This is a genomic window from Kribbella rubisoli (assembly GCF_004217145.1).
Lineage (GTDB): Bacteria > Actinomycetota > Actinomycetes > Propionibacteriales > Kribbellaceae > Kribbella > Kribbella rubisoli.
Window position 1 is genome coordinate 323,687 of the sequence record NZ_SHKR01000013.1, and the last position, 12,744, is coordinate 336,430.

At 69.3% G+C, this 12,744-nt stretch carries 13 protein-coding genes; 11 read left to right on the plus strand and 2 right to left on the minus strand.

Annotated elements, in window-relative coordinates:
* The first annotated feature begins 2 nt into the window (after positions 1 to 2).
* The 10 genes from EV645_RS21655 (at position 3) to EV645_RS21700 (ending at position 10,014) form a co-directional block, all read left to right on the plus strand.
* A complete protein-coding gene (locus EV645_RS21655) occupies positions 3 to 980 on the plus strand; it encodes a sugar-binding transcriptional regulator (RefSeq protein WP_198681769.1) in 978 nt (325 codons plus the stop codon).
* On the plus strand, positions 970 to 2,313 hold the full coding sequence (locus tag EV645_RS21660; protein WP_130445797.1) for a threonine/serine exporter family protein: 1,344 nt from the start codon (positions 970 to 972) through the stop codon (positions 2,311 to 2,313). The genes EV645_RS21655 and EV645_RS21660 overlap by 11 nt, the downstream gene beginning before the upstream one ends.
* A 278-nt stretch (positions 2,314 to 2,591) precedes the next feature.
* Positions 2,592 to 3,794 carry a 3,4-dihydroxy-2-butanone-4-phosphate synthase gene (locus EV645_RS21665; RefSeq protein ID WP_130445798.1) on the plus strand — a complete coding sequence of 401 codons (1,203 nt, stop codon included), beginning with the start codon at positions 2,592 to 2,594 and terminating at the stop codon, positions 3,792 to 3,794.
* Complete coding sequence (locus EV645_RS21670) at positions 3,791 to 4,483, plus strand: class I SAM-dependent methyltransferase (protein ID WP_130445799.1); 693 nt, start codon at positions 3,791 to 3,793, stop codon at positions 4,481 to 4,483. The genes EV645_RS21665 and EV645_RS21670 overlap by 4 nt, the downstream gene beginning before the upstream one ends.
* Before the next feature lie 32 nt (positions 4,484 to 4,515).
* Positions 4,516 to 5,109 (plus strand): TetR/AcrR family transcriptional regulator, encoded by a 594-nt coding sequence (locus tag EV645_RS21675; protein ID WP_130445800.1) that lies wholly within the window; start codon positions 4,516 to 4,518, stop codon positions 5,107 to 5,109.
* A complete protein-coding gene (locus tag EV645_RS21680; RefSeq protein WP_157997126.1) occupies positions 5,109 to 5,750 on the plus strand; it encodes a VC0807 family protein in 642 nt (213 codons plus the stop codon). Before EV645_RS21675 ends, EV645_RS21680 begins: the two co-directional genes overlap by 1 nt.
* A complete protein-coding gene (locus EV645_RS21685; protein WP_130445802.1) occupies positions 5,747 to 7,132 on the plus strand; it encodes an FAD-dependent monooxygenase in 1,386 nt (461 codons plus the stop codon). Before EV645_RS21680 ends, EV645_RS21685 begins: the two co-directional genes overlap by 4 nt.
* Positions 7,133 to 7,189: 57 nt before the next feature.
* The gene (locus EV645_RS21690) at positions 7,190 to 7,588 is read left to right on the plus strand and encodes a cyclic nucleotide-binding domain-containing protein (RefSeq protein WP_130445803.1); all 399 of its coding nucleotides are present in this window, start codon (positions 7,190 to 7,192) and stop codon (positions 7,586 to 7,588) included.
* A 127-nt stretch (positions 7,589 to 7,715) separates the two neighbouring features.
* Positions 7,716 to 8,663, plus strand: a complete 948-nt coding sequence (locus tag EV645_RS21695) for an adenylate/guanylate cyclase domain-containing protein (RefSeq protein WP_242000552.1) — start codon at positions 7,716 to 7,718, stop codon at positions 8,661 to 8,663.
* A gap of 601 nt (positions 8,664 to 9,264) precedes the next feature.
* On the plus strand, positions 9,265 to 10,014 hold the full coding sequence (locus EV645_RS21700; RefSeq protein ID WP_242000553.1) for a GNAT family N-acetyltransferase: 750 nt from the start codon (positions 9,265 to 9,267) through the stop codon (positions 10,012 to 10,014).
* Here the strand turns inward: EV645_RS21700 and EV645_RS21705 are convergent.
* Together EV645_RS21705 and EV645_RS21710 are read right to left on the minus strand one after the other, a co-directional pair.
* Entirely contained in the window at positions 10,011 to 11,258 is a 1,248-nt protein-coding gene (locus EV645_RS21705) for an HAAS signaling domain-containing protein (RefSeq protein ID WP_130445804.1), read from the minus strand. The genes EV645_RS21700 and EV645_RS21705 overlap by 4 nt on opposite strands.
* A complete protein-coding gene (locus EV645_RS21710) occupies positions 11,255 to 11,584 on the minus strand; it encodes a PadR family transcriptional regulator (RefSeq protein ID WP_130445805.1) in 330 nt (109 codons plus the stop codon). The genes EV645_RS21705 and EV645_RS21710 overlap by 4 nt, the downstream gene beginning before the upstream one ends.
* A 127-nt stretch (positions 11,585 to 11,711) precedes the next feature.
* Here EV645_RS21710 and EV645_RS21715 point away from each other — a divergent pair, with 127 nt between their 5' ends.
* On the plus strand, positions 11,712 to 12,638 hold the full coding sequence (locus EV645_RS21715; RefSeq protein ID WP_130445806.1) for a helix-turn-helix domain-containing protein: 927 nt from the start codon (positions 11,712 to 11,714) through the stop codon (positions 12,636 to 12,638).
* Positions 12,639 to 12,744: the final 106 nt, after the last annotated feature.

Here is a 12,744-nt window from a genome sequence, read left to right on the forward strand (position 1 = left end):
GAGTGAACGCGAACCGCGCAGTACGCCAGCCGGGGCTGGACGAGCTGCGGCTGCTCGCGAAGGTTGCGCGGATGTACCACGAGAAGGGCATCCGTCAGCCGCAGATCGCCGCCGAGCTCAACCTGTCGCAGGCGCGGGTGTCCCGGATGCTCAAGCAGGCGGTCGACGTCGGCATCGTGCACACCGTGGTGACCATGCCGAGCGGCGTGCACAGCGACCTTGAGGATGAGCTGCAAGGCCGGTACGGGCTGCGGGATGCGGTCGTCGTCGACACCCTCGGCGTGGGGGACGACGTACTGCCGGCGCTCGGTTCCGGCGCGGCGGCGTACCTGGACATGACGCTGACCGGCGGGCACGTGGTCGGGATCTCGTCCTGGAGCGAGACGCTGATCAGCGCCGTCGACCGGATGCCGCGCAAGAGCGTTCCGGTGGTGGACAAGGTGGTCCAGATCGTCGGCGGTCTGGGCGACGCGGCTGTGCAGATGCAGGCCACGCGGCTGACCGCGCGATTCGCCGAGCTGACCGGTGGGATGCCGGTCTACCTGCCGGCGCCCGGTCTGGTCGGGACACCCGCCGTACGCCGGGCAATGATGAACGACGTGTCGGTTCGCGACGTTCTGGGCACGTGGGGACAACTCACCGACGCCCTGGTCGGGATCGGCAGCCTCGAGCCCTCGCCGCTGCTGCAGCGCAGTGGGAACGCGGTCGCGGAGGCCGACCAGGACGAGCTGCGCCGGCTCGGTGCCGTCGGGGACGTGTGTTTCCGGTTCTTCGACGAAGAGGGAAAGCTTGTGCGTTCGACGTTCGACCAGCGGGTCATCGGGGTGACCGCGAAGGAGCTGCTGGCGGTGCCGCGGCGGATCGGCGTCGCCGGCGGCGAACGCAAGTACTCCGCGATCCGGGCCGCGATGCTCGGCGGCTGGGTCAACATCCTGATCACCGACCTCGCGATGGCACACCGGCTCTTAGATGGAGCCTGACGAGCAGCGGGAGGTCTACGCCACCATCGACCTGGCCTTGCGGGTCGGTGAGGTGCTGCTGTCCAGCGGCGCCGGTACGGCGGACGCGACCGCGACGATCCTCGGCGTCACCGCGGCGGGCGGACTGCGCGGCTGCGAGGTCGACATCACGTTCACCTCGATGGCGGTCTCGTACCAGGCTGCGCCCGACGTCGCGCCCGAGACGCACATCCGCCTGGTCCGCTACCGCTCGCAGGACTTCTCCCGGCTGACCGACGTCGATCAGCTGGTACGACGGTTCGCCGGCGGCGATGTCACCCGCGAGGATGCGTCACGCGAGCTGGCCCGCCTGACGTCGGCGGGTCCGCCGTACCCGCGGTGGAGTGCCGTACTTGCCTGGGGCGTGATGGCAGGTGGCGCGACGCTGCTGCTCGGCGGCGGCTGGCTGATCACGTTGGTGGCGGTGCTGACTGCGATCGTGATCGACGTCAGCAACCGCTGGTTCAATCGGCAGCGGCTGCCCGCGTTCTACCAGCAGGTCGCCGGCGCCTTCGTCGCAACAGCGGTTGCTCTGATCCTGTACGCCGTCCACGCGCCGGTGAAGCCATCACTGGTCGTTGCCGCGGGCATCATTATGTTGCTGGCGGGGATCGCGCTCACCGGTGCCGTCCAGGACGCGATCACCGGGTACTACGTGACCGCGGCGGCCCGCAGTCTCGAAGCGATGCTGCTCACCGGCGGGATCATCGCGGGGGTCTCGCTCGGGCTCGCGCTGGGACTGAAGTTCGGGCTGCACGTCGGCATCGAGGCCGAGACGATCCAGCTCGGGAACCTGCCGGTCATGGTCTTCTCCGGTGCGGTGATGGCGGTCGCGTTCGCCTACGCGACGTACGCACCTCTCCGCGCTTTGCTGCCGGTCGCCGTGATGGGCGCGCTGGGCTCGCTGGTCTTCACGCTGATGATCCGCGCGTCGTTCGGGCCGGCCTGGGCCACCGCCGCAGCAGCGTGTGTCGTCGGGCTGGGCAGCTACTCCGTCGGGCGTCGCGTCGGCGTACCGCCCCTGGTCGTGGTCGTCGCCGGCTCGATCCCGCTGCTGCCGGGGCTCACGATCTACAAGGGCCTCTACGAGCTGATGGGCCTCGGCAACCTGATCGGCATCGTCAGCCTCGGTACCGCGGTCGCCATCGGCGTCGCGCTCGCCTCGGGTCTCATCCTCGGCGAGTACCTCGCCCAGCCGATCCGCCGTGAGGCCCGCCGCCTCGAGGACCGGCTCGCCGGCCCCCGCCTGGTAGGCCCGCGCCGCCCGGTGCGGCGCCGCACCACCCGACCAAGGCGCCGGCGCCGCACGGGCTAGCTTGCTCGTCATCGGCTGGCAGGTCCTCGGACAACGGTCGCCAGGTCCTCGTCAGCCGCACCACCTGGGGCAACAATCTGCTGGACGTCCTCTGACCCGTCTGTGGTTTACTGCCGATTGGTGCGATTCCACGGTGTGACGGTTGGACGTGATTCCAGGCCCGTCGGCTCTGCCGGAAGGCGGAGTGACCCGGTGCGACCGGGGCCACGCGGTGATACCCCGCTTCAGCTCGGACCTCGGACGGTCCCTGGCCATGTGCGAGTGGCGGAGAGCGAAGCATGTTCACAGGACGAATCGAGAATGTAGGCACGGTCGTCGAGGTTTCCGGCGACCTGTTGCGGGTCAGGTCGGATGTTGCGGTGGCGCCGGGTGGCGCGGTCTGCCTCGACGGGATCAGGTTCGCCGCGGAGTCAGGCCCGCCCGGGGAGATCAGGGTCGTTGTGACGGACGAGACCCGCCGGCGTACGACGTTCGATCGAGTCTGCGGCGGTACGACGCTGCATGTCGAACTACCGGTGGCGATCGGGGACCGGATCGACGGGCATCTGATCCAAGGGCACGTCGAGGGGGTCGGCAAGGTGCTCCGCGTCGACGTTGAGCCGACCGGTCACCGGGTGTGGATCAAGCCGCCGGAGCGACTGTTGGCGCGGTTGGTGGCGAAGACGTCGGTTGCGATCGACGGCGTGAGCATCACCGTCGCCGAGGTGCTCAAGGACCGGTTCTCCGTCGTACTCGTGCCGAACACGCTGACGAAGACGAAGCTCGGTACGTTGGTCGCGGGCGATCGGGTCAACCTCGAGAGCGATCTGCTCGTGCGGATGGCACGTGAAGGGCATGGGCCGGAGTTGCAGCGGGCGGTGGCGCAGCTGCCGTGGGCGGGGCAGCTCAGCGGCGAGGCCGGCGTACAGAAGGTGGTTGCGCAGATCGCGGCCGGTGGTGGGGTTGTGGTGTGGGATCCGACGGCTGAGGGCGAAGGCGACGTGGTCTTCGCGGGTGAGCGGTTCCGGCCGGAGGCGATGAGATTCCTGCTCACACAGGCTTGTGGGCACACGACGGTCCCGTGCGCGGCCGACGTACTGGAGCGGTTGGAGATCGGGCCGATCCCGGGCAACGGCGACCGGCAGGGTACGGCGATGCATGTGCCGGTCGATCTCGCCGCGTCTGAAGGGACCGGGGTGTCCGCGGCCGATCGGGCGGCGACTATTCGCCGGCTGGCGTCGGCGGACGCCGTACCGGAGGACTTCCTGCGACCTGGGCACGTGTTTCCGCTGGCCGCGCGGCCCGGGCTGCTCGACGAGCGTCAAGGGCACACCGAGGCGACGGTCGCGTTGTGCGTTGCTGCGGGGTTGGCGCCGGTCGGCGTGTGTTGTGAGGTGATGCGAGCCGACGGGGTGATGGCGGGCGCGGCCGACCTCGAGCAGTTCGCGCTGCGGTGGGAGTTGCCGATGATCGACATCCACGATCTGGAGCGCTGGCTGTGAGCCTCTACGACAACCCTCAGTTCCTGGAGGGCTATCGGCAACTGCGCCGTACCGGCCAGGGCATCAACGACGCGTTGGAGATACCGGCAATGGATGCCGCGCTCCAAGGTCTGCCGCTCGAAGGAGCTCGGGTGGTGGATTTGGGGTGTGGTGAGGGTGGGCTTGCAGGTCGCTTGGCTGCTCGGGGCGCTGCGGAGGTGTTGGCCGTTGACGCCTCCGAGCGGATGCTTGCGGCCGCGGTTCCGCATCCTCATGTTCGGTATCTGCGCGCCGATGTTGCCAGCTTCGATCTACCGTGCGGCTCCGCGGACCTGGTGGTCAGCAGCATGGCGTTGCACTACGTCGAGGACTTCGTTGGGCTGGTCGAGCGGGTGGCGGGCTGGCTCGCGCCGGGTGGGGCATTCGTGTTCTCGGTGGAGCATCCGGTGATGACAGCGCCCGTGGTCACCGCGGACTGTGTCGTCGACGACTATGCGGACGAGGGGCGGCGGGAGCGGAGCTGGTTCGTCGACGGGGTGGTGAAGTACCACCGCACGATCGGCTCGATTGTTTTGAGCCTCCGCCGCCACGGCTTCCGCCTGGAATCCCTCGACGAGCCGCTCCCGACCCTGGATCAGGTGGCCGCCCACCCTCACCTCGCCATCCATCGTCGACGCCCGCCGATCCTCTTGGTCTCGGCTCGCACTTGACGCAGGTTTATCCATCTGGGTAACTTTTACTCATGCGGATAAATCAGAGCACCGACCGCGCCCGGAGTACGGCGGCTCGCCGCGACCAGATCGTGGCCGCGACGATCACCGTACTCGCGGAGCGCGGCTATGCGGCGACGTCGTACGACGCGATCTGTGAGGTTGCCGGGCTGAGCAGCAAGCGGCTGATCTCGTACCACTTCAGCACCAAGGACGAGCTGCTGGCGGAGGTCCTCCGCCGGGTGACCGCCGATGCGGGCGAGGCGATGCGGCCGGCGATCGAGGCCGCCGACGAGCTGCCGGGGAAGCTTGCCGCCTACATCCGGTCGAACGTCGAGTTCATCGCTGCCCGGCCGGATCATGTCCGCGCTGTGCAGCAGATCGTCTTCGGCGGCGCGCAGGTGCCGTCCGAGGAGGCCGACGGTGCGGTCGCCCGCTTGGTCGCGCTGTTTGAGGCCGGTCAGCAGGCCGGCGTGTTCCGGCGCTTCGATTCCTTGCTGATGGCGGTCGTCCTGCGCGCCGCCATCGATGCCGTGGCCGGCCGCCTGATCGGCGGCGCCGACCCCGATGACTGCGCGCGGGAACTGATCGAGACCTTCGACCGAGCGACCCGAGTGGAGCAATGATGACGATGACGCTGGATGCCAAACCCAAAGCGCGCTGGGGAGCGGTGCTCGCGCCCGTCCTGGTCGACCTGGTCGTGCCCCTGCTGATCTTCTACGGTCTGCGCCAGTCCGGCGTCGGCGTGGTCGGCGCGACCCTGGCCGGATCGGTGATCCCGGTCGTGCGTACGGCGTACTCGATCGTCCGGGGCCGCAAGGTCGACTGGATGGCCGTCTTCATGATCATCGCGCTCGCGGTCGGCACGATCGCGTCGCTGGCGATGCACAGCCCGCGGATGCTGCTCGCCAAGGACGGCGTGATCACCGCGCTGTGCGGGCTGTGGATGCTCGGAACCGTTGCCCTCGGCAAACCTCTGCTGCTGTCGATCGGCCGTGGCATCGCGGAAGCCAAGCGTGGCAAGGGTGGCGGCTCGGTGTGGGCGGGTCGGTGGGACCGTGAGCCGCGGTTCCGGTCCGGCATCCGTCTGGTCACGATCGTCTGGGGTGTCGGTCTGGTCTTCGATGCGGTCGTACGCGTTGTGATCGCATATGTGCTGCCGCTCGACGCGGTCCCGGGTGTGACGACGATCCAGTGGATCGTGTTGTTCGCGCTGCTGTACGGCTTCATGATGATCTACTCGCGCAAGAACGATCTGCTCGCGTGAACGACGTGCTGGTCGTCGGTGCCGGACCGACTGGGCTGTTGCTGGCGTCGGAGCTCGTTCTCGCGGGTGTGGATGTCGTCGTCGTGGACAAGGCCGCTGAGCGGTCCGGGCAGTCGAAGGCGTTGACGCTGCAGCCGCGGTCTGTGGAGATCCTGCACTCCCGCGGGCTGCTCGGTTCGCTGCTCGACGGCGCGCCGCGGTTGCCCGCCGGTCACTTTGCTGGGTTGCCGGTTCCGCTTGACTATACCGCGTTGGACACCAGATTCCCTTACCAGCTTGGGATTCCGCAGCGGCGGGTCGAGCAACTGTTGGAGGATCATTTGGTTGCTCAGGGCATCGTTGTACGGCGGGGTCTCGAGCTGACCGGCCTCCGGCAGGACTCGGCCGGCATCGTGGCGTCGTTCTCGGACAGCTCGGCGATCCGCGCCGGGTGGACTGTCGGCTGCGACGGGGCGCGGAGTGCGGTGCGGAGGCTGGCTGGGATCGAGTTCCCAGGACGCGACGGGCGGTTCAGCGCGGTCGTCGCCGATGTCGTCATCTCCGGTGTCGAGCCGGGCTGGGGACTGCCGGCGCTGGTGCCGCGGGATGGTGCAGTGATGACGATGGTGCCGCTGGAGGACGGCGTACACCGTGCGCTGTTCACGGGCCCGGGGCAACAAAATGTGCCGAAGGATCAGCCGGTCACGTTCGATGAGGTCGCTGCCGCGTTGCAGGCCTGGTACGGCGAGGACGTCGTACTGCGTGAGCTCCGGTACGCGTCGCGCTTCACCGACGCTGCCCGGCAGGCCGATCGGTATCGCGCCGGCCGGGTCTTCGTGGCAGGCGATGCGGCGCACATTCACTCGCCGACCGGTGGTCAGGGGATGAACCTCGGACTGCAGGACGCGTTCAACCTCGGGTGGAAGCTCGGCGCGGTTGTGCGGGGCGATGCGGACGACGACCTGCTGGACAGCTACCACGACGAACGGCATCCCGCCGGGAGCGCCGTACTCGCGAACACCCGGGCCCAAGGTGTGCTGATGGTGCCGGACGACGACGTCGCGTGTCTGCGCGAGACATTCGTCGATCTGCTCGGCGTACCGGAGGCGAATCGGCGGCTGGCGGGCATGATCTCGGGGATCGGGCTTGCATATGCGGGCGGTGAGCATCCGTTGGTGGGTCGGCGGATGCCGGATCTGACGCTCGCGGACGGTACGACGGTGTCCTCACGTCTTCGAGGCGGGCGGTACGTGCTGCTCGAGGGCGGGAACCTTCCGGCGGCGCGGATTCTGGTCCGGCCGGACGGGTACGTGCGGTGGGCAACCGATGACTCCGAGGCAGAAGTGCCGGGGTTTGCGCGTGTTTCGGAGCTTCGAGTGACCACGGCGTCGACAACCCGTTAGAGTTACTGACTGGAAACATCGGCGGAACGCCGGACGGGGCCGACGAGGAGGAGCGACGTGGCACTGGGTAGGACGTCCCCGCGGGATCTCCCGCTGTTCGCGGAACTGTCCGGACGGGACATCAGGGACATCTTCCGGGCCGGTGAGGAAGTCTCGGTGCCGGCCGGCTGGTCGCTGATCCTGGAGCAGACGCCGCCCGACGCGGCGTACCTGATCCTCAGCGGTACGGCGGCGGTCCGGGAGAAGGGCCAGGAGATCGCCGAGCTCGGCCCGGGCGATATCGCCGGCGAGGTCGCGGTCCGGAAGAACACGTTGCGGACGGCAACCGTCACGGCGAAGTCGCGGCTGCAGTTGCTGCACTTCACCCGGGAGAAGTTCGACGACCTGACCCGACGCCTGCCGGCCTTTCGCGACGCCATCGACGCCACCATCGCCGAGCGCCGCGGTGGCCGCTGATCCTGCGGCTGACCCCGGGGCCGACATTGCCGCCGGGGCTGGGGCTGGCGGTGGGGCTGGCGGTGGGGCTGGGGCTGGCGGTGGGACTGGGACTGGGACTGGGGCTGGGGCGCCGGATCTCGCGGCGTTGGCGCAGGAGTTCGAGCGGACGTTGCTGGGCGGGGAGCGGAGGTTCACCCGGGTGCAGGTGTCGGAGCGGGCCGGGATCTCGATCGAGCGCGCCGAGCGGATGTGGCACGCGCTCGGTTTCGCGACCGTCCCGGACGACGAAGTGGCCTTCACCGACGACGACGTAGAGGCGTTGCGGCTGGTCGCGGCGCTCGAGGACGACAAGTTCATCGAGCCCGAGATGGAGTCCTCGCTTGCGCGCAAGCTCGGGCAGACGCAGTCCCGGCTGGCGTCCTGGCAGTCCGCGATGTTCCTGGAGTTCCTCGGCGGCGCGAAGCTGTCCGCGGACGAGGCGATCGAGGTCGCGGGACTGTTGCTCCCGGCAATGGAACGGTTGCAGACCTACGTCTGGCGCCGGCACCTGGCGGCCGCTGCCGGTCGGGCGGTGGCCGGGTCCGACGAGCTGGCGCGTGGGGTGCGAGCCGTCGGGTTCGCGGACATCGTCAGCTACACGCGGTTGACCCGCCGTCTGAACGAGGCTGAGCTCGGCGAACTGATCGAGCGGTTCGAGGGTACGGCCGCTGACGTCGTCGCGCTGAACGGCGGGCGGGTGATCAAGTCGATGGGCGACGAGGTGCTGTTCGTCGCCGACACCGCCGCCCAGGGCGCCGCGGTCGCGCTCGCACTGCAGGACGCCGTGAACGCGGACGAGGAGCTACCCGAGCTGCGGATCGGCCTCGCGTACGGCACGATCCTGATCCGCCTCGGCGACGTGTACGGCGAGGTCGTCAACCTCGCCGCCCGCCTCACCACCGAATGCAAACCCGGCCGCGTCCTAGCCGACCGCGAACTAGCCGCCGCCTTAGACGGCCACCCCGCCTACACCCTCCACCGCCTCCGCCGAGCCTCAGTCCGCGGCTACCGCCACCTAGCCCCCTACGCCATCCAACGCACGACCACCCTATAACCACCCCCACGCCCCATAACCACCCCCACGCCCCGCCCTGCGGCCCCGTGCAGCACGCCTGCCCAGCGCCCGGACCCCGCATCCGCCCGCAACCTGTCCCGCGCCACTCCCCGGCGGCCCGCACCCCTCCCGCCCGACACCCCACGCCGCACCCACCTCCGCGCCGCGACGTTGTACCCGCACCCCGCCCCGCACCGGCGTCCCGCCCGTCCCGGAACACCCGCAGGACCCGCCTCCCGCGCTGCGGCGCCGTACTCGCGTCCCGCGCTACACCGGCTCCCGGCTCCGTCCCGGCGTCCCGCGCCGGACCCGCCTCCCGCGCCGCGGCGCCGTACCCGCGTCCCGCGCCGGACCTGTCTCCCGCGTTGCGGCGCCGTACTCGCGTCCCGGGCTGCACCGGCGGCCCGCCCCGTCCCGGCACCCCGCGCTGCACCTGCCTCCGCGCCGCGCCCCCCGGTCCCAGTCTGGGTTGGGGAGGATTTTCTACCCGAATCGGTACGTAATCCTCCCCAACCCGGCGGTGCTCGGCACGCGGGCCGCCGGGCGGAGGTGGGTTTGGGTGGTCGCTTACGTGTCAAGGGCATGACATACGGTTTGGTATGTGCAGGAGATCAGGACACCGGCTGAGCTGTCGCTGGTGAGCGGGAGTGACTCGATCGTCGAGTGGGCGGCGCAGGGGTTTGCTGCTGGAGCCGATCCTGGACGCCGGTCTCGAGGCGTGGTCCGGGCGTGGCGCCAGGGGGACGCGGTGGCGGTTGCCTCGCCTGACGTGTCCAAGCATGATCGGCTCGCGGTGATCGGGGCGGTGGAGGATGCGGCGCCGCTGGTGCGTGACGTACTGCGTGAGGTTGGCCCGTCGTACCGGCCGTTCGGGGATGAGGAGCTGGTGCGTGGGCTGGCGGAGCGTGTGCCGGGGTTGAGGTTCTCGGCGTCGTTCGGGTGGATGGATACGTCCGACGTACCCGACCTGACAACGACGGCCGCCTGGCTGGACGGGGACGCCGGAGTCGAGGCGCTGCTCGCCGAGGCGTCGCCCAAGTCATACGCGTGGCCAGGGCATCCCGGCGTACGGCGGTGGGCTGCTCTGACCGGGGAGCGTGGTGAGCTGCTGAGTATCGCGGCCGATGCGTGGAGTGCGCCGGAGGTCGGGTTCCTGGCCGGCGTCGCGACGCATCCTGTTGCTCGGGGCAAGGGGTTGTCCCGGCAGGTGTGCGGGTTCGTGACGGCCGAGCTGGTCAAGCGGCACCGACGGGTCGCGTTGATGGTGGACGGCGACAACCCGGCAGCTATCGCGGTCTACCGGCGACTCGGCTACACCTACCGCCGAGTCGCCGCTGCCGGGATGCGCTAGCGCGTCGGCTGCACTGTCAGGGTGGGGCCCGCGGGCTTGCTCGGCTTCACGGACGGCGTCTTGACCGGGGCCGTCGGCGTCTGTGTCGGTGTCGGCGTCGGACCTGCAGTCGGCGGCGGGGTCGTGCGAGTAGCGGGTGCCGGCGGTGGGACGAAGGGTGCCTTCGTGGTGTCCTTGCAGTTGTCCGGGCCGGTGTCGCCGTTCTCGTCCGGTACGACGACGGCCTGCGGGAACAGGTTGCTGGTCGTGTCGCGCGACTGCGTGCCGTAGTTCGTCGCGCAGTCCTGCTGCTCGAGGCTGATCGGGTTCCCGTCCTGGTCGTACAGCCGGACCGGAACCTGCTTGCCCTGGGCATCGAACGGGTAGATGTTCGTGACCGAGTTCCCGTCCAGCATCAGCCCGTTCGACGGCGGGTTGTAGTGCGAGGAGCTACCGCGATAATCGTTGTAGTTGTTGAGGAATCCGAACGACGCCCCGACGTACGCCGCCGCCAGGAACGACGGCACCACGATCGCCGCGACGACATTGAGCGGTACGACGTACCACAGCCAGCGCCTGTCCTGCTGCGTCTTCCGCCCGATCCAGATCGACACCGCCGCACCTGCGACCGCCCCGACCACCGTCACGGAAGCGGCCCCGAAGAGCGCGAAGAATCCACCCGCGCCGATCACGCCGCGGACCACCCACCAGACCGGCTGACCGATCGTCACGAGCTCGTGCCGGACGTTCGGCGGGATCTGGTCGATCCACCCGCGGATCGCGGCCGCGCCGCGCGCACCACGTGGGGTGTCCAGCACGATTCGCGGGTCGTGGCCGCGCAACGCCTGCACGCCGAGGAACGCCGCGACGAACAGGATCCCGAGCCCGAGCAGCCCGAAGAACGCGGTCTCGTCCTGCGACCACGCGAAGATGCCGACGGCAATGAAGAACGGGCCGGCGATCGCGGAGATGAGCCCCCAGCGCAACGCCTTCCAGCCGGCGTCCAGACCGTCCTGGCTGACCGGCGCGGTCCGCGGGGGATAGCCGGCCGCGGTCCGCAGCTCATCGGCGTACTGCGCCGGGGTGCCGAGGCGTTGCTGCAGGTCCGCGAGTGTCGGCTCCGCGCCGAACTCCGCCGCCACCTCGGTCAGGTGACCGCTGACGTCCTGCAGTACGTCCTCCAGCTCGCCGGGCGGCAGATCGTTGAGCTGAGCCCGCACCTGGGCCAGGTAGAGCGCGACCGCTCCGGTCAGGGTGCTGTTCACGCGGCCTCCTTCTCCAGCAGCAGCACCGACATCGTGTCGGCGAAGTGGTTCCAGGTCTTGGTCGACTGGGCCAGCAGGTCGCGGCCGGTCTTGTTCAGCCCGTAGTACTTGCGATGCGGCCCTTCCTCGCTCGGCTGCACGTACGACGTCAGCGCACCGGCCGCGAACAGCCGGCGCAGCGTCCCGTACACGGAAGCGTCCGCCACGTCCTCCAGCCCGGCCGCGCGTAGTCGGCGCAGTACGTCGTACCCGTAGCCGTCGGCGTCGCGCAGTACGGCGAGAACCGCGAGGTCCAGGACGCCCTTGAGTAGCTGGCTCGTATCCATCAGGTCTCCTCCAGCAGGTGTTCCGCGCAGAACAGTACTACACATTGCGGAGTACTGCGGTAACCAGTCTGGGGTTCCGCAATTTCGATCAAGTCGGCGGCGGGTGGAAGGGGGCACAGTGGTGGGCATGGCGGATGTGTTCGAGGAGTTCGTGGCGGTGGTGGCGGCCGGAATGGCCGGGCCCTGCGAGTCGGTGCACGGGGCCGGGCTCGCGGAGCGCGTTCATCTGTCCCGGTTCCACTTCGACCGTGTGATCGGTGCGGTGGCCGGCGAGTCGCCGTTCGCATTCCGGCGGCGCGTGCTGCTGGAGCGGGCGGCGTACCGGCTGCTGACCGAGCCGGTCGCCGTACTCGAGGTTGCTGTCGAGGCCGGGTACGGGTCGCACGAGGCGTTCACTCGCGCGTTCGCCAGGTCGTACGGGATGTCGCCACGCGAGTGGCGACGGGAAGCGTCGCGGGTGTTCTTTCTGACGGCGCCGAGTGGAGTGCATTTTCAGCCGCCGGCCGGGCTACGGCTGCCGGCCCGTAGAAAGGTGAGAGGGATGGACGTACTGGTCAGAATGGTCGAACATCACGTCTGGTTGACCGGCGAGATGATCGAACGCGGCGCCCGCCTGGACGCCGCCGCACTGGACCGACCGATCGAGCTGTCCGTCGAAGGTATCGACGACGACATCTCGATCCGGTACCTGCTGGACCGCCTGGTCTGGCAGGAGGAGATGTGGCTCGCGTCCGTCGAGGATCGCCCGTTCCAGGTCCCCGACTGCGGTCGCGAGGTCACCACCCCGATCTCCGAACTCCGCACCCGCCACGCCGAAGCCGGCTCGCGCTTCGTGGCCCTGGTCAACCAGCTCAACGAGGACGGCCGCTTCGACGAAAGCTTCGTCGACACCACCTGTGAACCACCACGGGTCTTCACCTACGGCGGCATGGTCGCCCACGTCCTGACCTTCGCCGCCCACCGCCGATCCCTCTTGATCGGCGCCTTCTACACCGCCGGCATCCAAGACCTGGGCTTCGGCGACCCGATGCACTTCGTAGCTGAAGGCAACTAACCCCCCGAGTCGTGAAATTCGGCCAGGATCCTCAGCCGATTTTCACGACTCGGCATCGGGGTCACCAGCCAACCGCCACGACTCGGCGGAGCGGTCAGGCGGCGAG

What these genes read in the sequence shown, in the direction of transcription:
- EV645_RS21660 (WP_130445797.1), top strand. Translation starts at nt 970, where the DNA reads ATGGAGCCTGACGAGCAGCGGGAGGTCTACGCCACCATCGACCTGGCC.
- EV645_RS21665 (WP_130445798.1), top strand. Translation starts at nt 2,592, where the DNA reads ATGTTCACAGGACGAATCGAGAATGTAGGCACGGTCGTCGAGGTTTCC.
- EV645_RS21675 (WP_130445800.1), top strand. Translation starts at nt 4,516, where the DNA reads ATGCGGATAAATCAGAGCACCGACCGCGCCCGGAGTACGGCGGCTCGC.
- EV645_RS21680 (WP_157997126.1), top strand. Translation starts at nt 5,109, where the DNA reads ATGACGATGACGCTGGATGCCAAACCCAAAGCGCGCTGGGGAGCGGTG.
- EV645_RS21710 (WP_130445805.1), bottom strand. Translation starts at nt 11,584, where the DNA reads ATGGATACGAGCCAGCTACTCAAGGGCGTCCTGGACCTCGCGGTTCTC.
- EV645_RS21715 (WP_130445806.1), top strand. Translation starts at nt 11,712, where the DNA reads ATGGCGGATGTGTTCGAGGAGTTCGTGGCGGTGGTGGCGGCCGGAATG.